13 protein-coding genes and 1 riboswitch are annotated in these 18076 nt (G+C 61.4%); of the genes, 8 read left to right on the forward strand and 5 right to left on the reverse strand.

All coding sequences use genetic code 11. The features are described from left to right. Position 1: 1 nt before the first annotated feature. From ABLU96_RS09745 to ABLU96_RS09775, 7 genes are all read left to right on the forward strand, one after another. A complete protein-coding gene (locus ABLU96_RS09745; RefSeq protein ID WP_064404905.1) occupies positions 2 to 1174 on the forward strand; it encodes a Gfo/Idh/MocA family oxidoreductase in 1173 nt (390 codons plus the stop codon). A gap of 152 nt (positions 1175 to 1326) precedes the next feature. Then, positions 1327 to 1428: riboswitch (TPP riboswitch) on the forward strand. 69 nt (positions 1429 to 1497) lie between these two features. Continuing rightward, positions 1498 to 2193, forward strand: a complete 696-nt coding sequence (locus ABLU96_RS09750; protein WP_064404903.1) for a TenA family protein — start codon at positions 1498 to 1500, stop codon at positions 2191 to 2193. Further along, a complete protein-coding gene (locus tag ABLU96_RS09755; RefSeq protein ID WP_014229332.1) occupies positions 2190 to 2918 on the forward strand; it encodes an ABC transporter ATP-binding protein in 729 nt (242 codons plus the stop codon). Before ABLU96_RS09750 ends, ABLU96_RS09755 begins: the two co-directional genes overlap by 4 nt. Beyond that, positions 2915 to 3655, forward strand: coding sequence for an ABC transporter permease (locus tag ABLU96_RS09760; RefSeq protein ID WP_004850829.1), 741 nt, complete (start codon positions 2915 to 2917; stop codon positions 3653 to 3655). Before ABLU96_RS09755 ends, ABLU96_RS09760 begins: the two co-directional genes overlap by 4 nt. A 24-nt stretch (positions 3656 to 3679) precedes the next feature. After that, complete coding sequence (locus tag ABLU96_RS09765; RefSeq protein ID WP_025108383.1) at positions 3680 to 4615, forward strand: ABC transporter substrate-binding protein; 936 nt, start codon at positions 3680 to 3682, stop codon at positions 4613 to 4615. 307 nt (positions 4616 to 4922) lie between these two features. Continuing rightward, on the forward strand, positions 4923 to 6308 hold the full coding sequence (locus ABLU96_RS09770) for a diaminobutyrate--2-oxoglutarate transaminase (protein WP_009652210.1): 1386 nt from the start codon (positions 4923 to 4925) through the stop codon (positions 6306 to 6308). Between the two features lie 9 nt (positions 6309 to 6317). Next, positions 6318 to 7799 (forward strand): aspartate aminotransferase family protein, encoded by a 1482-nt coding sequence (locus tag ABLU96_RS09775; RefSeq protein WP_163520711.1) that lies wholly within the window; start codon positions 6318 to 6320, stop codon positions 7797 to 7799. Between the two features lie 342 nt (positions 7800 to 8141). Here the strand turns inward: ABLU96_RS09775 and ABLU96_RS09780 are convergent, their stop codons facing one another. Then, positions 8142 to 8930 (reverse strand): SDR family oxidoreductase, encoded by a 789-nt coding sequence (locus ABLU96_RS09780; RefSeq protein ID WP_064404898.1) that lies wholly within the window; start codon positions 8928 to 8930, stop codon positions 8142 to 8144. Positions 8931 to 9046: 116 nt separating this feature from the next. On the opposite strand from ABLU96_RS09780, the gene ABLU96_RS09785 reads away from it, so the two are divergent. Beyond that, entirely contained in the window at positions 9047 to 9595 is a 549-nt protein-coding gene (locus ABLU96_RS09785) for a TetR/AcrR family transcriptional regulator (protein WP_064404896.1), read from the forward strand. A gap of 2 nt (positions 9596 to 9597) precedes the next feature. On the opposite strand, the gene ABLU96_RS09790 is transcribed toward ABLU96_RS09785, so the two are convergent. From ABLU96_RS09790 to uca, 4 genes are all read right to left on the reverse strand, one after another. Next, the gene (locus ABLU96_RS09790) at positions 9598 to 10341 is read right to left on the reverse strand and encodes a glutamine amidotransferase (protein WP_064404894.1); all 744 of its coding nucleotides are present in this window, start codon (positions 10339 to 10341) and stop codon (positions 9598 to 9600) included. Positions 10342 to 10445: 104 nt separating this feature from the next. Beyond that, positions 10446 to 12365 (reverse strand): penicillin-binding protein 2, encoded by a 1920-nt coding sequence (gene mrdA, locus ABLU96_RS09795; RefSeq protein WP_004850811.1) that lies wholly within the window; start codon positions 12363 to 12365, stop codon positions 10446 to 10448. A gap of 185 nt (positions 12366 to 12550) precedes the next feature. After that, on the reverse strand, positions 12551 to 14347 hold the full coding sequence (gene atzF, locus ABLU96_RS09800) for an allophanate hydrolase (RefSeq protein WP_064404890.1): 1797 nt from the start codon (positions 14345 to 14347) through the stop codon (positions 12551 to 12553). Beyond that, positions 14344 to 17949: an urea carboxylase gene (uca, locus tag ABLU96_RS09805; protein WP_348862480.1), complete on the reverse strand. Its 3606-nt coding sequence runs from the start codon at positions 17947 to 17949 to the stop codon at positions 14344 to 14346. Before uca ends, atzF begins: the two co-directional genes overlap by 4 nt. Positions 17950 to 18076 lie beyond the last annotated feature (127 nt).

Here is an 18076-nt window from a genome sequence, read left to right on the forward strand (position 1 = left end):
CATGATTAACGGTATTAAACCTGTTGGCCGCTCCTTGCGCTGGGGCATGGTGGGCGGCGGCGGAAGCAGCCAGATTGGCTATATTCACCGCTCTGCGGCGCTACGTGACGGATCGTTTACCCTGCTGGCCGGAGCCTTTGATATTGACCCCCAGCGCGGGCGCGAGTTTGGCCAGCAGCTGGGCGTGGAGGCCGGGCGCTGTTACCCCGACTACGAAACGTTGTTTCGCGAAGAGGCGGCGCGGGAAGACGGCATTGAAGCGGTCTCCATCGCCACGCCAAACAACACCCACTACGCCATTTGCCGCGCGGCGCTGGAGGCCGGACTGCATGTGGTCTGCGAAAAACCGCTCTGTTTTACCGGCGAAGAGGCCGATGCGCTGGTGGCCCTGAGCGAAAAACAGCGCAAAATCATCGGCGTCACCTACGGCTACGCCGGGCATCAGCTGATTCTGCAGGCGCGGCAGATGATTGAACAGGGGCTGCTGGGCGAGATCCGCATCATCAATATGCAGTTCGCCCACGGTTTCCATAACCAGCCGGTAGAGCAGGATAACCCCAGCACCCGCTGGCGGGTGGACCCGAAATTTGTCGGCCCCAGCTACGTGCTGGGCGATCTGGCCACCCACCCGCTGTTCCTGGCGGAGACCATGGCGCCGAAGCTTAATATCACTCGCCTGATGTGCTCCCGCCAGAGCTTTGTCAAAAGCCGCGCGCCGCTGGAGGATAACGCGCATGTGCTGATGGAGTACGACAACGGCGCCGTAGGGTCGATGTGGTGCTCGGCGGTCAACAGCGGCTCAATGCACGGACAGAAAGTCCGCATCGTCGGGGAGAAAGCCAGCCTGGAGTGGTGGGATGAACAGCCGAACCAGCTGCGCTACGAAATTCAGGGCGAGCCGGTGCGCATCCTCGAACGCGGAATGTCCTATCTCGATCCGCTGGCCCTGCAGGACGACCGGATCGGCGGCGGCCATCCCGAAGGGCTGTTTGAGGCCTGGTCGAATCTGTATCGCCGCTTTGCCATCGCCATGGATGCGACCGACCGTCGCGACGCCGCTTTGCTGGAAAACTTCTGGTATCCGGATGCCAGAGCCGGGGCGCTCGGCGTGCACTGGGTCGAGAAGTGCGTACGTTCAGCAGACAGCGGCGCCAGCTGGGTAGAATTTCACTGATCCTTTGATTATACGCGCCCGGCAAGGCATTAGCCGCCGCCGGGCTGCCACGATGCAAAAAGCCCTTTCTCGCGACACTCACACGTGACAACGTCACCTTTCCTCATAAAATTCACAGCATTGTAATCAAAAAGGGAATGTCGTATAACAGGGGCCAAACCGAGGGGTGTCCCGTGAGGGCTGAGATGGCGTAAGCCGAACCCTTTGAACCTGATCTGGGTCATGCCAGCGAAGGGACGGGTCGGCATTTCCGCCAGTTTTGCGCCATTGCCTGTTCACACTTCTTTCAGCACGCCCGGATCTCCCTTTTTTCAGGAGGTCCTGTGATTCTTCCCGCGTTTACCCAGGGTATTTATGGTCGTCTGCGTCAGCAGGCCGGCGCCGACTGGCAGCACTACGTCGCCCACCCCTTCCTGCGCCAGCTCGCCGACGGTACCCTCCCCGAGCCCGCTTTTCGCCGCTATCTGACGCAGGACTATCTGTTTCTGATCCACTTCGCCCGCAGCTACGCCCTGCTGGTCAGCAAGCTGCGCACCCTGGCGGAAATACGCGCTGCCGCCGCGTCGATGAACGCCATTCTCGACGAACTGCCTCTGCACGTTGGCTACTGCCGGGAATGGGGGCTGGATGAAGCGACGATGGCCGCCGAAGCGGAAGCCGCGGAAACCGTCAACTACACCCGCTACGTACTGGACATCGGCCACTCCGGCGACGCCCTGGATCTGCTGGCGGCGCTGATGCCCTGCGTGGCCGGCTACGCGGAAATCGGCCTCGGCCTGCTGCACGATCCGGCGACCCGACTGACCGCCAATCCTTATGCCTCCTGGATCCGCAACTACGGCGATGAGGGCTACCTGAATAGCGTCAATAACGCCATCGGCCTGCTGGAAACCCTCTGGCGGCAGCGCGGCGGCGAGGCGCGTTTCGCTGAACTCAGCGCTATTTTCACCACCGCCACGCGTCTGGAGGCTAACTTCTGGCAGATGGGCCTTAACGCCGTCGCGGAGCGCCCGGCGTGACGGCTCCCGGAATTGAGGTGCACGGCCTGGGCCTGCGCTTTGGCTCGCGGCAGATCTTCGACAATCTGACGTTCACTATCCCCGGCGGCCAGTGGGTATCGCTGCTGGGGGCCAGCGGCGCCGGAAAGACCAGCCTGCTGCGTATTATCGCCGGGCTGGCAAAAGCCACCGCCGGTGAGGTTCGCGCCAGCGACGGGCAGCCAATAGACAAGCGGCTGGCGTGGATGGGGCAAAAAGATCTGCTGTATCCGTGGTTAAGCGTGCGCGACAACGTCTCGCTTGGCGCGCGTCTGCGCGGGGAGCGCGTGGACCATCGGCGGGTTGCTGCGCTGTTACAGCAGGTTGGCCTTGAACACTGCGCCGGCGACCGCCCGGCCGCCCTCTCAGGCGGCATGCGCCAGCGTGCGGCGCTGGCGCGTACGCTCTACGAAGACCGGCCCATCGTGCTGATGGACGAGCCCTTTTCCGCGCTCGACACGATTACCCGCACGCGCATTCAGACCCTGGCCGCCGGGCTGCTGGTAAACCGCACCGTCGTGCTGATCACCCACGACCCGATGGAAGCCTGCCGCCTGAGCCACCGTCTGCTGGTCCTTTCCCCCGCTCCCGGCGGGATTGACGACGGGCATCACCTCTCCGGCATGCCGCCGCGCGCGCCGGACGACCCGGCGCTGTTGGCCAGCCAGGCGGAGCTGCTGCAACAGCTCATAAGGGCTAACGGATGAGCGCAAAACTGTTTCGCGCCGCCGTGGTGTTCTGCGGCCTGCTGCTGCTCTGGTGGCTGGCGACCCGCAGCGGCATTCCCGCTTTCCTGCTGCCTTCCCCCTCGGCGGTGGCAAGCGCTCTGTGGGTCAACCGCGCGTACCTCGGCGAACACACACTGATCACATTAAGCGAGATCCTCAGCGGCCTCGCGCTCGGCGTTCTGCTCGGCGTGATCCTGGCGCTGTGCATGATTGTCTCGCCTCGCCTTCAGCGCTGGCTGATGCCGCTGGTGCTGACCAGTCAGGCGATCCCGGTTTTCGCCCTTGCCCCGCTGCTGGTGCTGTGGTTCGGTTTCGGCATGAGCGCCAAGGTCATGATGGCGGTGCTGGTGATTTTCTTTCCCGTCACCTCGGCGTTTTTTGACGGTCTGCGCCGGGTTAACCACGACTATCTCGATCTGGCGCGCACGATGGGGGCCTCTTTTGGCGCGCAGCTGCGCCACGTTCGCCTGATGGCTGCCCTTCCGGCCCTCGGTTCCGGCCTGCGGATGGCGGCCGCCGTCGCCCCCATCGGGGCGATCATCGGCGAATGGGTCGGTTCAGCCGAAGGATTGGGCTACGTGATGCTTAACGCCAACGCCCGTCTGCAAACCGATATCTGCTTTGCGGCCCTGTTTATTCTGGTGCTACTGACCGTCCTGCTCTGGCTGGCGGTGGATGCTTTCTTACACCGGCTGATTAACTGGACGCCGGAATAACGCTCTTAAATAAAAGGACTAATCATGCGTAAACGTGTTTATGCCGGTATGACGATTGCCGCGCTGTTCAGCGGTCAGGCGCTGGCCAACGAGAAACTCACCCTGGTGCTGGACTGGTATATCAATCCCGACCACGCGCCGATCCTGGTGGCCGAACAGATTGGCGCCTTTAAAGACGCGGGGCTGGACGTCAAGATTGTGCCGCCGTCCGACCCGGCGCTGCCGCCGCGGCTGGTCGCCGCCCGCCAGGCGGACCTGGCGATTACCTACCAGCCGCAGGTGCATTTTTTTGCTGATGAAGGGCTGCCGCTGGTCCGCGTCGGCACGCTGATTAATTCGCCGCTGAATACGGTGATCGCGCTGGATAAAAGCATAAAATCTCCCGCCGATCTGCAGGGCAAAAAAGTGGGGTATTCGGTGAGCGGCATCGAACAGGCGACGCTGGCCACCATGGCGCAGCATGCGAAAATCGATCCCAAAAGCATCAAGCTCATCAATGTTAACTTCCAGCTGACCAGCGCCCTGCTGGCCGGACAGGTCGACGCGGTCATTGGCGGCTATCGTAATATCGAAGCGCTGGAGCTGAAGCTGCAGGGGAAAGATCCGCAGGTGATGAACGTTGAGGATTACGGCGTACCGGCCTACGACGAGCTGGTGATTGTCGCCAACCGGGATGAAGTCCACGCGGCGAAAATCAGGGCCTTCCTCAAGGCGCTGCAAAAAGGCGTCGCTTACCTGCGCGCTCACCCGCAGGAGACCTGGCAGGCGTTTGCCGCCGCGCATCCCGAGCTCAACACCGAACTGAACAAGCAGGCATGGCTGAAAACCCTTCCTCTGTTTGCCAGCGATCCGGCGGCGCTGGATAAACCACGGTATGAAGCTTATGAACAGTTTTTATATAACAATAAGTTGGTGAAAAAAGTCACACCTTTAACAAATTATGCGGTTGAGCTGCATTGAGTCATGCCATTGCTGGCGGAAACTTTTCGCCAGCAATGCCCGCGCGGCAGTATTAAAAAACGAGAAACTTCCTCACTAATAATTACAATTTTAAAGGTCTTTTATCCTTTAAAATACATGATTTAAATCAAATGGTTACGTTGGTTTTTTTCTGTGTAAAAATAACGTAAATATACCTTAATCAATAAAACGTTGAATGCGTATCTAAAAAGCCATATATTGTGCCCGCTTTAATGCATGGCGATTCAATTTCTTACACCAATTTATTCAACCAGCGCTCAACCGTAACGCTGGTTGTGGGAGTGATATGATGACGGATAAAGTCCGTATTGATACTTTAGGCGCAGATTTATTAGATGCAAACAACGATACCTTTTTGGCCCGTCAGGCTGAATTCGAATCGAATGTCAGGAGCTACCCGCGCAAGCTGCCCCTTGCGATTACCAAAGCGGAAGGCGTCTGGCTGACCGATGCGGATAATAAACAGTATCTGGACTGCCTTGCCGGCGCAGGTACTCTGGCACTCGGCCACAACCACCCTGATGTGCTGCAGAGCATCCAAAGTGTCATTACCAGCGGCTTGCCGTTACATACTCTCGATCTGACCACTCCGTTAAAAGATCGCTTCTCTGAATACCTGCTTTCCCTGCTGCCGGGCGAAGGCAAAGAATACTGCCTGCAGTTCACCGGTCCGTCCGGCGCTGACGCCGTGGAAGCGGCGCTGAAGCTGGCGAAAAAATACACCGGCCGTTCTTCCGTGATCAGCTTCTCCGGCGGCTACCATGGGATGACCCACGGCGCGCTGTCCGTCACCGGCAACCTGTCGCCAAAAGCGGCGGTTAACGGCATGATGCCGGAAGTGCAATTTATGCCTTACCCGCACCAGTACCGCTGCCCGCTGGGTATCGGCGGTGAAGCCGGCGTGAAAGCGCTGACTTACTACTTCGAAAACCTGATCAATGACGTCGAAAGCGGCGTGCGTAAACCGGCGGCGGTGATCCTGGAAGCCGTTCAGGGTGAAGGCGGCGTGAACCCGGCTCCGGTCGAGTGGCTGCAGCGCATCCGTAAAGTGACTCAGGAACACGGCATTCTGCTGATCATCGATGAAGTTCAGGCTGGCTTTGCGCGTACCGGTAAATTCTTCGCCTTCGAACACGCGGGCATCGAGCCGGACATTATCGTGATGTCGAAAGCCGTTGGCGGCGGTCTGCCGCTGGCCGTTCTCGGTATCAAAAAGCAGTTCGACGCCTGGGAACCGGGTCACCATACCGGCACCTTCCGCGGCAACCAGCTGGCGATGGCCACCGGCCTGACCACCCTGCGCCACCTGAAAGATAATAACATTGCGGATAAAACCGCCGCTCAGGGCGAATGGCTGAAAGGCAAGCTGGCCGAGATGCAGAAACGCTATCCGGTGATCGGCCACGTTCGCGGTCTGGGCCTGATGATCGGCATCGAGATCGTTAAACCGAACGAAGCGCCGGACCACATGGGCTGCTACCCGGCGGATGGCGAACTCTCCGCGCTGCTGCAGAAGAAATGCTTCGAAGCGGGTCTGATCCTCGAGCGCGGCGGTCGCCACGGCTGCGTGCTGCGTCTGCTGCCGTCCCTGCTGATCAGCAACGCTGAGCTGGAAATTTTCTTCGACAAATTTGAACAGGCCCTGCTGGCCGCCGGCGTAAAACCGGTCTGAGTGGAGTAAGTGACCGCAATGTCCAAGTTGAATCCGATTCTTGCTGGTTCCGCGCAAAGTATTGATGCCTACCAGCAAGCGATCGCCCAGACCAGCCAGGCGGTAGCGCAGTGGCTGCAGCAGCCTGAAATGTATCAGGGGAAAAGCGTTGACGAACTGCGTGAGCGCATCACCCTTGATTTCAACGAACAGGGTCTGGGCAACCAGGCGGCGATTGAACGTGCGATCGAGTACTTCCTGAAAGACAGCCTGTCGGTACATCACCCGCAGTGCGTGGCGCATCTGCACTGCCCGAGCCTGGTGATTAGCCAGGCGGCGGAAGTGCTGATTAACGCCACCAACCAGAGCATGGACTCCTGGGACCAAAGCCCGTCAGCCACCATCATCGAGATCAAGCTGATTGAATGGCTGCGCGATCAGGTCGGCTACGGCGCCGGCGATGCGGGCGTTTTCACCAGCGGCGGCACCCAGAGCAACATGATGGGGCTGATGCTGGCGCGCGATGCCTTCTTTGCCCGCCGGGGTCATTCCATCCAGCAGGATGGTCTGCCGGGCGATATTCGTCAGTACAAAGTGCTGTGTTCAGAAAACGCCCACTTCTCGGTGCAGAAGAACATGGCGCTGATGGGCCTCGGCCACCGTTCCGTGACGCTGGTGAAAACCGACGAATTCGCGCGGATGGACGTGGCGGATCTGAAAGCGAAAATCGCCGAGGCGCAGGCTAACGGTGAACAGATTATGGCCATCGTCGCCACCGCCGGCACCACCGACGCGGGGGCAATCGACCCGCTGCGCGAGATTGCGGCCGTCGCGGCTGAGCACCAGATCTGGCTGCACGTTGACGCGGCCTGGGGCGGCGCCCTGCTGATGTCCGAGAAGTATCGCGATCGTCTGGACGGCATTGACTTAGTGGACTCCATCACCCTGGATTTCCACAAGCAGTTCTTCCAGACCATCAGCTGCGGCGCGTTTCTGTTAAAAGAAGCCCGTCACTATGAGCTGATGCGCTATCAGGCGGCCTATCTGAACTCTGAGTTCGATGAAGAGCACGGCGTACCGAACCTGGTATCCAAATCGCTGCAGACCACCCGCCGCTTCGACGCGCTGAAGCTGTGGATGGGCCTGGAGGCGCTGGGCCAGAAGCAGTACGCGGAAATCATCGATCACGGCGTGACGATGGCGCTGAACGTGGCGGATTACGTCAAAACGCAGCCGACGCTGGAGCTGGTCATGCAGCCGCAGCTGGCGAGCGTGCTGTTCCGTTCCCGTCCGCAGCAGATGGCGGGCAGCGACGATGCCGCGATCGCCCTGCTCAACCAGCGGGTTGGCGATGCGCTGCTGGCTTCCGGTCGCGCTAACGTCGGCGTGACCGAGCACAACGGCGTCACCTGTCTGAAGCTGACGCTGCTGAACCCGATCGTGACGTTAGAGGACGTGAAGGTGCTGCTGAGTCTGGTAGAACGTACCGCCCAGGAGCTGCTGGCGCAGTAAATTTGTTTTCGCATTAACCTTGAAAGCCGATAACTCACCTTATCGGCTTTTTTATTGGTTTTTCGCCCTGAATTTGTGACGTTGTCACAATATTGAGGCTACCGGCCTGAAGATGGCTGTGAACCTGTAGCCCGGACAGGTGCGCAGCACCGCCTCCGGGTATTCTGCCACTCAGCGCTCTTCTCCCGGGGGCGGCGCAAAGCGCCTGCCCGGGCTACCGGCCCGATGATGGCTGTGCGCAGCACTGCCTTCCAGAGGCGTTGTATCCGTGCCGGGCGTGACATGGCGGGATGTTGTCGCACCGTGTATCGACTCTCCTTTCCGATACACGGTGCGACAAACTCACGATCGCGACAGGTAACGGGCCGCGGGTTCAGATTGCGCAAAGCCGGGGAGCATGGCCTGACGCGTCGCGTTCAGCGTCTGCCACTGCGTTTCATCATGCAGCGGCGGTATGGTCACCGATTCGCGGCGGTCGAACCCCACCAGGGCGGCATCCACCAGTTTATCCACCTCCATGACGCCGGGAATGGTATCCACGTCTTTGCCGCTGTGCTGCCAAATCTCGGTGCGCGTTGCCGCCGGCAGTACCGCCTGAACGTATACGCCTTTCGCGCTCAGCTCAACGTCGAGCCCCTGCGAGAGAAACAGCACAAAGGCTTTCGTGGCGCCGTAGACGGTCAACCCCATTTCCGGACCCAGCCCAACGACCGACGCAATGTTGACAATCGCCCCCTCTCCGGCCTGTGCCAGACGCGGCGCGATCGCGTTCGCCAGGCGAGCCACAGAGGTCACGTTGAGGGTAATCAGGCGAGTGATATCGTCACTGCTCTGGTGGAGGAAATCACCGGGAATCGAGGTGCCGGCATTGTTGACCAGAATCCTGATACGCGCGTCTTCCCGCAGCCGCTGCTCCACGGCGGCGATGTCGCTATCCTGGGTTAAGTCGGCCTGCAGGATGTCGACCTGAACGCCGGTTTCGTCGCGCAACCGCTCGGCCAGCGCCGTCAGCCGCTCGTGATTACGCGCGACTAGCACCAGGTCATGGCCGCGGCGGGCAAAACGTTCGGCATAGACTGCGCCAATTCCGGTCGATGCGCCGGTTACCAGCACCGCTGATTCACTGCTCATAGGTGTACTCCTCAATTTATACATGATGGTCGTCATGTATAATGGCACGGGCTGGGTATGCTGTAAATAATGTTATATGATGGTCATCATAAATAATTTCGCAGCAGGACGATGCCATGAGAGTGAGCAGAAAACAGGTTGAAGAGAATAAGCAGACAATCCTGACCGCCGCCGGGCGGTTGTTTCGCGAGCGGGGTTTTGACGCGGTCACGGTCACCGATATTATGAAATCAGCCGGTCTGACCCACGGCGGATTCTACGGCTACTTCAAATCGAAGGATGACCTGATCGCCCAAACCCTCGCGGAACTGAAGATGGAGAACGACGCGGCGAAAAACGACGTCGTCGCGCAAATCGAGCGTTATCTTTCCCCCGAACATCGGGATAATTTTGCCAGCGGCTGCCCGCTGGCGGCGCTGGCGGCGGAGACCATCCGTCAGTCCGAACCCGCGCGTGACGAAATGAGCGCGCGGCTGCAGCAGCAGATAGCACAGCTCAGTGAAGCGATGGATGATCGGGACGCTCAAGCCAGCCGCCGCGCGGCGATTGGCAGCTGGTCGGCCATGGTCGGCGCGTTAATTCTGGCGCGGATGACCGCGGATTCAACGTTTTCCGACGAAATCCTCGGTGAAACGGCGGCCTGGCTCGCGGAAAAACAGCGCTGAGGTTAAGCCGGGTTCAGGTCTGGCTGCAGGTAGCCTGCGACAAAGCGGGCCAGAATCGCCGAGGCCACCGGGCTCTCCACAACGTCACGACTCAGCCTGTCCGGGTCAACCCCCTCGTTGCGCAGCGCCGCCTGGCGGAACGCGATCAGCGAGCGGGCAATCGCCGGGGTGATCTCCGGATGAAACTGCGTAGAAACGGCATGCGCGCCGTAGCGTACAATCTGGTGAGGATCGTGCTGCGACGAAGCCAGCACCTTCGCCCCTGGCGGTAATCGGGTGACCGTTTGCATATGCGTGAGGTGCGCGCTGAACGGCGCCGGGTGGTCAGCCAGCAGACGATCCGCCAGGCCGTGTGCGGACAGCGAAATGGTTTTACTTCCGGCTTCGCGTCCGGCTGGATGGTAGTCCACCTCACCCCCCAGGGCGTGCGCCATCAGCTGATGCCCGTAGCAAACGCCAAACAGCGGCATCTCGATCGCCATCGCCTCGCGGATCCAGGCCGCGGTCATTTCACTCCACGGCAGGCGTTCGGTCACCATATCCCAGGAGCCGGTAATCACCGCGATGGTCGCGTTATCCGGCGCGGGAAGCGGCTCTCCGGCATAGACGCGCGCCACGCTGATTTTTTTGCGCCACGGCGCCAGTAAATTGCCAAACCAGAGGGGAAGATCGCCGTGGTCGGAGACGATTTCATCCGGCGGAGTCCCGGTTTGTACAAGAAGAAGCGTATTTCGGCTTAACGACATCAGAGCGCCTTTTTTCACAGCAATACAGAACGCTACTATGAGCAAAAGCGCCGGCGGCGGCAAATAACCAATCCGCTAACGCTTATGCTCAGAGTGAATAACGTTTACTGCGCGTCGGCGCTCTCCACCTGCGGCACCGTCGACGTCGCGCCCTGTTCCGCCGGCGCGTTGGCCGGGTCGAAGATATGGTCGAGGATGGCGCGCGCCGTCGGTCCCGCAACCACGCCATCGCCGCCGCCGTTCTCCAGAATCAGCGCCATCGCCACCTTCGGATGCTGATAGGGGGCAAACAGGGTATAGAAGATATGGTCGCGCAGGCGCACCGGGATCATCTTCGCGTTGTAGGTCTGGTTCTCCTTCAGGCTGAAGACCTGGGACGTCCCGGATTTTGCGGCGATCTGGTACGGCGCGGTATGGAACAGCTTATAGCCGGTGCCGTTTGGCAGGTTCGCCATGCCGTACATGCCGTTGCGCACCACGCCCCAGTACGGCGAATGCGGATCGCCAACCTGCGGCAGATCCTGCGGCGGCTGATAGCGCTCGACCTTATTACCCTGCTTCATGGAGTAAAGCAGATGCGGATTTTGCACTTTGCCGTTATTAATCAGGGTCGTCAGCGCCTTGACCATCTGGATCGGCGTGGCAATCCAGTAGCCCTGACCGATACCGACGGAAATGGTATCCCCCTGATACCACGGTTTTTTATGCACCCGCTGTTTCCACTCCCGGCTCGGCAGCACCCCGGCATACTCTTCGTTAAGATCGATGCCGGTAGACTGACCGTAGCCAAACTTGCTTAGCCACTCGTGAATGCGGTCGATGCCCATCTCAAACGCCACCTGATAGAAGAAGGTATCCGCCGATTCTTCTATCGCTTTGGTGACGTTAAGCATGCCGTGGCCGCTCTTCAGCCAGTCGCGGTAGCGGCGCTGGGTCCCCGGCAGCGTCCAGGTCGGCGCGCCGAAGAAGGAAGTGGTTGGCGTGATCACGCCCGCCGACAGCGCCGACAGCGCCATGTAGGGCTTCACCGTCGACGCGGGCGGATAGAGCCCCTGGGTGACCCGGTTAATCAGCGGCCGGTCCGGGTTATCGAGCAGCGAACGGTAGGCCTGATAGCCGATGCCCCTGACAAAGGGATTGGGATCGTAGCTGGGGCTCGACACCATGGCCAGCACGCCGCCATCGCGCGGATCGACGGCCACTACCGCCGCGCGCTGCCCCTTCAGCACCGATTCGATATACTGCTGCAGGTGCAGATCCAGCGTCAGGTAGATGTTCTTCCCGGCCACCGGCGGGACCTCTTTTAGCAGACGCACGACCCGCCCGTGGTTATCCACTTCCACTTCCTGATAGCCGGTGGTGCCGTGCAGCGCTTTCTCGTAGTAGCCTTCAATGCCCTGCTTGCCGATATTGTGGTCGGCGGCGTAGTTCTCTTCTTCCCCGGCTTTGGCCAGCTTTTGCAGATCGCTGTCGTTGATCTTCGAGACATAGCCAACCACGTGCGCCAGTTCGGCGCCGTAGGGGTAAGCGCGCTGCTGATAGCTCTCCACCGTGACGCCGGGGAAATGAAACTCATTGACCGCAAAACGCGCTACTTCAACATCGCTCAGGTCCGATTTTAACGTCACCTCTTTGTAGCGGCTGTTGTGGTGCATATCGTCGCGGAAGTCGGCGATATCCTGCGGGGTTAAATCAACGATCGGCGTCAGCTGCTGCAGCAGCGCCGTCATATCGGCGATTTTGCTCGGGATCACCTGCAAACGGTAGAGGGTAATATTTTGTACCAGCGGGATGCCGTTGCGGTCGAAAATCAGCCCCCGGCTCGGCGCGATGGGCAGCATTTTAATGTCGTTCTGGTTTGAACGCGTCTGATAAAAGTCGTGCTGATCCACCTGCAGGCGGTAAAGATTAAGGATCAGGATGGCGAAGCAAATCACCACCAGTAGAAACGCAATGACGGCACGGCGGATAAATAGCATCTTTTCCGCTGAATGGTCGCGAATTTCATCTCTCATTAGGGACATTAGCGGTCATTTACCTGGGTTACAAAGTGCCTGAAAAGGGAAAAGCGGGGAAGAATAGCGTTATCGCAGCGGGAGCCCTACCTAAAGGTTGCTAATGATCTGGCAGAAATGTTTCAGCATGTTAGAAATTTAATGTGACACTGTCACCAACCCCCTCCATCAAAAAGCGATGGAGGGGTTGTAGTTTAACGTGCCAGCCAGGCGCGCCAGCCGCCGTAGGCGGTAATCTCCGTGGCCTCGCCTAATCCGTTGGCTTCGCAGATAAAGCCCGCTAACCGGCGTCCGTCGGCAAGCTCAACTTTTCCCAGGCCCAGCGGCGCGGGGATGGCCGCCAGCAGCGAACCGACCTCCGCGCTGGGTAGCTCCCACACTTCAACCGCGATCGACGCCCCGCCGCTATCGGCGCGAACCATCGCCGGGCGTTTGCCGTCCGCGAGAGCGTATAAACGATAGTGCGGCGCGCTGCGGGTCGCCTGCAGCAGCCGACCGCCCCGCGCCAGCAGCTGGCCGTTAAGCGGCAGGCCAGAAAGATGAGCGCCGCAAACAACCAGCGCCATTCGGTCATGGCCGGCGACGCGTTCAGGCGGCGGGGTCTCCAGCCGCGCTCCGCCCGGCAGCGGCAGCCGCTCAGCGCGCTGAAACGCATCGGCCAGGCCCAGTAAATACTGGTCGGTAAAGGCCCGGCCAAACAGCGTGACGCCCGAAGGCAATCCGTCCGGCATAAATCCGCATGGCACGCTCACCGCGGCATAGTCCAGCAGGTTCATAAAGTTGGTGTAGTACCCGAGATCGGCGTTGCGCGCGATCGGCTCCGCCTCCAGCTCGTCAAGCGTCACCGGGCGCGGATAGGTGGGCGTCAGCACGCAGTCCAGGGTCTCGAGTATCGCGTCGCACCGGGCTTTGTACTGCTGTAGCTGATAGATCGCCGTAAAGGTCGCCGTGGCATCGGTGCCCGGCGCTTTTGCCAGCACGTCGCGAATAACCGGCAGCACCGCCTCCGGCTGCCGCGCCATCAGCGGACCGACCACCGCGTAGCGTTCGGCGACCCACGGCCCGTCATACAGCAGCCGGGCTGCCGCCAGAAACGGCGTGAAATCAATCTCAACTGCCACCCCGCCCAGCTCCGTCAGCCGTTGCCGGGCCTGGGAAAACAGGCGTTCGCTTGCGCGGCAGCCGAGGAAATTGAGCTCGCGCGGAACGCCAAAACGAAACCCCGCGGACGGCCTGCCGAACGCCTGACGGCTGTTCCACTGAGGATTACGGCGGCTCCAGGCGTCCTGCGGATCGCACTGTGCGACGAGCGCCAGCAGCTGGCTGGCCTCGTCGGCGGTGGGGCTGAAAAAGGTCACGCAGTCTAACGTACGACAGGCGGGGACCACCCCTGCGGTGGATATCAGCCCTTTACTGGCCTTCAGACCCACCAGGTTATTCAGCCCTGCCGGGACGCGGCCGCTACCGGCGGTATCCGTGCCCAACGAGAAGCTGGCAACGCCCAGCGCCACCGCCAGCGCGGAACCGGCGCTGGAACCGCCGGAGGGATACTCCGCATGATAGCTATTGCGGCAGCGACCGTACGGCGATCGGGTACCGTTCAGGCCGGTAGCGAACTGATCGAGATTGGTTTTACCGACCGGCACGGCGCCCAGCGCAATCAGCTGAGCGACAATCATCGCGCTCTGCTCCGCCCGATACGCAAACGCCGGACAGGCCGCGGTGGTGACAATCTCCGCCAGATCGATATTGTCTTTGATGGCGAACGGCACGCCGTACAGCGGCAGCGCGGCCGGCGAGAGGCCATCCAGCGCCGCCAGAAATGGCTCCTGCTCCTCTTCGCTCAGAATATGGATAAACAACCGGAACTCGGAGTTCAGCGCCTGCGCCCGCTGGCGGATGTCCGCCAGCACGCTGCGCGGCGTGGTTTTACCGGTGCGGTAACGCTCCGCCAGGGTTGCCAGGCGTAAATCAAACGTCTGCTGCATCATGCCTTCTCCTCAATAATCACCGCCACCCGCTGCCCGGCGCGTACCGCGCTGCCCGGCTGCACGTGAACCTGTTGAATAACGCCATCGCAGGGGGCCAGCAGCGGGATCTCCATCTTCATCGACTCCAGCACGACCAGCACATCCCCCGCGCGGACCCGGCTGCCTGCCGCCGTTTGTACTTGCCACAGGTTTCCGGAAATCGGGCTTTCCACCCCCTGTTCGCCCTGCCGCAGCGGCGCGTCTCCGCCCTCATCCACGGCGCTCTCCTGGCTGTCAAAATGGGCCTGCCCGCTGGCTATCCAGCGATCGCGTTCGGCGTTAAACGCCTGCTGCTGATGCTCGCGAAACGCGCCGATGCTGTGCGCTTCGCGGCGGAGAAACTGCTGGTATTCCGCCAGCCGCAGCGTGCTGTGCTCAATGCGCAGCGGGTAGCGTCCGAGCGGGAAATCGCGGCGAATCTGCAGCAGCTCTTCGGCCGAAACCGGATAGAAACGCAGTTGGTCGAAGAAACGCAGCAGCCAGGGTTTGCCGGCAAAATCCGCTACTTCGCGATAGCGATTCCACATCTGCAGAGTCCGGCCAACGAACTGATAGCCGCCGGGCCCCTCCATGCCGTAGACGCACAGATAGGCCCCGCCGATGCCGACCGAGTTTTCCGCCGTCCAGGTGCGCGCCGGGTTGTACTTGGTGGTAACCAGGCGATGGCGCGGGTCAAGCGGCGTCGCCACCGGCGCGCCGAGATAAACATCGCCCAGCCCCATCACCAGATAGCTGGCGTCAAATACCGTATTCCATACCGCCTGTTCATCGGGCAGATCGTTGATGCGACGTATAAATTCCAGATTACTCGGGCACCAGGGCGCGTCCTGGCGCACGGTGGTCATATATTTATCGATTGCCCTGCGGCAGGCCGGATCGTCCCAGGAGAGCGGCAGATGCACCACGCGCGTCGGCACCTGCAGATCGTCGCTCAGGCAGACCGTGGACCACTCGCTGCGCACCCACGCCAGCAGCGTCTCAAGGGGCAACGTTTCCGGCTGAAAATGGATTTGCAGCGAGCGAATCCCCGGGGTGATATCGATCGCGCCGTCTCTTGATTGCGCTTCCAGGGCCTGCATCAGGGCGTGAATGCGGAAACGCAGAACCAGATCCAGCTCCGGCTCCCCGGCTTCCAGCAGCAGATGCGTATCGCCGGAGAGTCGCGCCACCAGGCGTTTGTCCGCCTCGCCGCAGGTCATCACGACAGGCGACGTCAGCGGCACGGGCTGCCAGGCTATCGCCTGGTGACTTAGGGTCGCCAGCTCGGCGCGCCGCCCTTCCGCCAGCCGCCGGGCGGTGGGTAAATCCACCGCCACGAAACGTACCTTATCCCCGGCCTTGAGCTGGCCTAACTGCCAGAGGTCGGCTTCAATCACCGTGACCGGGCAGACAAAACCGCCGAGGCTCGGCCCATCCGGTCCAAGGATCACCGGCATATCGCCGGTAAAATCGACCGCGCCCACCGCGTAAGGGTTATCGTGAATATTCGACGGATGCAGCCCCGCTTCGCCGCCGCTGTCGCGGGCCCACAGCGGCTTGGGGCCAATCAGGCGCACGCCGGTGCGGCTGGAGTTAAAGTGGACCGCCCACTCCGTGGCGAAGAACGTCGCAATATATTCCGGCGCAAAGAATTCCGGCGCGCCGTGGGGGCCGTAAATCACCCGCAGCGTCCGCACTTCAGCCAGCGCTGTGCGTAGCGCGGCGGGTAGTTGATCCCCGCATCTGGCGGTGGCGTGCGGCGCCAGATGCAGCACGTCGCCTCCGCGCAGCGCCCGTCCACCGTGGCCGCCAAACTGGCCGAGGGTAAAGGTGCTTTTACTCCCCAGATAGTCCGGTACCTGAATGCCGCCGCTCAGGCAGAGATAGCTTCTGACCCCCGCGCCGCTTATCGCGCCCAGCTTCAGAGTCGCCCCCGCCGGAATAGTCAATACGCAGTCCAGCGGCTGGTCTACGCCATCGAGCGTCACCGCCAATGGCGCGCCGCACACCACCGCCTGAACGTCGGTATTAAATTTCAGGGTCGGCCCGTTGAGGGTGATTTCCAGCGCGGCCGCTCCCTCGGCATTGCCCAGCAGGCGGTTGCCGAGACGCAGGGCGCGATCGTCCATCGGCCCCGACGGCGGTACGCCCACCGCCCAGTACCCCAAACGTCCCGGATAGTCCTGCACGCTGGTCTGGGTTCCGGCGCTCAGCACCTCCACGGTCGCCGCGCGGTAGCGCAGCTGCTCAAGGCAGCGGGTCCAGGGCTCGCCTTCGGTAAAGGGCGCAAAGCCAAGAATTTGTTGCAGGTACACGCGGTTAGTTTCTACGCCGTACAGGCGGGTCTCCGCCAGCGCCTGCGCCAGGCCGGCGATAGCCTCATCGCGGCTGGGGCGCCAGGCGATCGCTTTCGCCAGCATCGGGTCGAAGAACGGCGGGACTTCGCACCCGGCTTCCACCCAGCGGTCAATACGCAGGGCTGCGCCGTCCGCCGGCGGAAAGAAGACGTCCGTTAACAGTCCGGGAGAAGGCTGGAATTGCCGCCCCGGATCTTCGGCGTAAATTCGCGCCTGGATAGCATGGCCCTGGGGCCGTAACCCGGCGGCCAGCTCAGGTAGCGGAGGCAGTTCCCCCGCCGCCAGCTCAATCATCCAGCGCACCAGGTCAACGCCCCACACCTGCTCCGTGACGCCATGTTCGACCTGAAGCCGGGTATTTACCTCGAGGAAATAAAACTGCCGCGCCGCGCTGTCGTAGACAAACTCCACCGTCCCGGCGCTGCGGTAGCTCACCGCTTTGCCCAACGCGATAGCCGCCGCGCATAGCGCCTGCGCCATCCCGTCAGGCAGATTCGGCGCGGGCGTCTCTTCAATCACTTTCTGGTTACGCCGCTGGACTGAACAGTCGCGCACGCCGAGCGCGATGACCTCTCCCCGCCCGTCGCCGAAGATTTGTACCTCCAGATGGCGGGCGCGTTCGATATATTTTTCGAGAAATACCCCGCCGTCGCTGAAGTTGTTTTGTCCCAGCCGCTGCACCGCGGCAAACGCCTCAATCAGTTCACGGGCGTCGCGACAGACGCGCATGCCAATTCCGCCGCCGCCGGCGGTGCTTTTGAGCATGACCGGATAGCCCACCGCCTCAGCCGCCCGGCAGGCTTCGCCGCTGTCGGCCAGCAGCTCGCTGCCTTCCAGCAGCGGCACGCCCTCGGATTTGGCTAAGGCCCGAGCGGTATGCTTCAGGCCGAAGGTGCGCAGCTGTTGCGGAGTGGGGCCGACAAACGCCACCCCCGCCGCCTCGCAGGCCTCGGCGAAGGCCGCGTTTTCAGACAGAAAGCCGTAGCCGGGGTGGATCGCTTTGGCGCCGCTCTGCTGCGCGGCGGCCAAGATCTTCTCCGTCACCAGATAGGTTTGCGCCGCCGGGCCGTCGCCGAGGCTTAACGCTTCATCCGCGTCGCGGATATGCAGACTACTCAGGTCGGCTTCGGAATAGACGGCGACGCCCTTCACCTGCATCGCGCGCAGGGTGCGCATAATGCGGCAGGCGATGGCGCCGCGGTTGGCAATCAGTAAGGTATCAAACATAAGCGGAACTCACAGGGTCGCGGGTCGTCCCGCAAGAATTCGATGTTCCCCTGAGGTCGTCCCCGGGGTGAACCGGCGCTTAAGGTTTGCGCGTCGGCGTACTGTTCAGGCGGTCTGCGCGGACGGC

It is taken from the genome of Klebsiella sp. CN_Kp106, from assembly GCF_040064575.1.
In the GTDB taxonomy this organism is placed as follows: Bacteria; Pseudomonadota; Gammaproteobacteria; order Enterobacterales; family Enterobacteriaceae; genus Klebsiella; species Klebsiella michiganensis.

Excerpts from the sequence above, each read along its gene's own strand:
- ABLU96_RS09745 (WP_064404905.1), top strand. The coding sequence starts at position 2 with ATGATTAACGGTATTAAACCTGTTGGCCGCTCCTTGCGCTGGGGCATG.
- ABLU96_RS09760 (WP_004850829.1), top strand. The coding sequence starts at position 2,915 with ATGAGCGCAAAACTGTTTCGCGCCGCCGTGGTGTTCTGCGGCCTGCTG.
- ABLU96_RS09765 (WP_025108383.1), top strand. The coding sequence starts at position 3,680 with ATGCGTAAACGTGTTTATGCCGGTATGACGATTGCCGCGCTGTTCAGC.
- ABLU96_RS09770 (WP_009652210.1), top strand. The coding sequence starts at position 4,923 with ATGATGACGGATAAAGTCCGTATTGATACTTTAGGCGCAGATTTATTA.
- ABLU96_RS09780 (WP_064404898.1), bottom strand. The coding sequence starts at position 8,930 with ATGAGCAGTGAATCAGCGGTGCTGGTAACCGGCGCATCGACCGGAATT.
- ABLU96_RS09785 (WP_064404896.1), top strand. The coding sequence starts at position 9,047 with ATGAGAGTGAGCAGAAAACAGGTTGAAGAGAATAAGCAGACAATCCTG.
- ABLU96_RS09790 (WP_064404894.1), bottom strand. The coding sequence starts at position 10,341 with ATGTCGTTAAGCCGAAATACGCTTCTTCTTGTACAAACCGGGACTCCG.
- mrdA (WP_004850811.1), bottom strand. The coding sequence starts at position 12,365 with ATGTCCCTAATGAGAGATGAAATTCGCGACCATTCAGCGGAAAAGATG.
- atzF (WP_064404890.1), bottom strand. The coding sequence starts at position 14,347 with ATGATGCAGCAGACGTTTGATTTACGCCTGGCAACCCTGGCGGAGCGT.
- uca (WP_348862480.1), bottom strand. The coding sequence starts at position 17,949 with ATGTTTGATACCTTACTGATTGCCAACCGCGGCGCCATCGCCTGCCGC.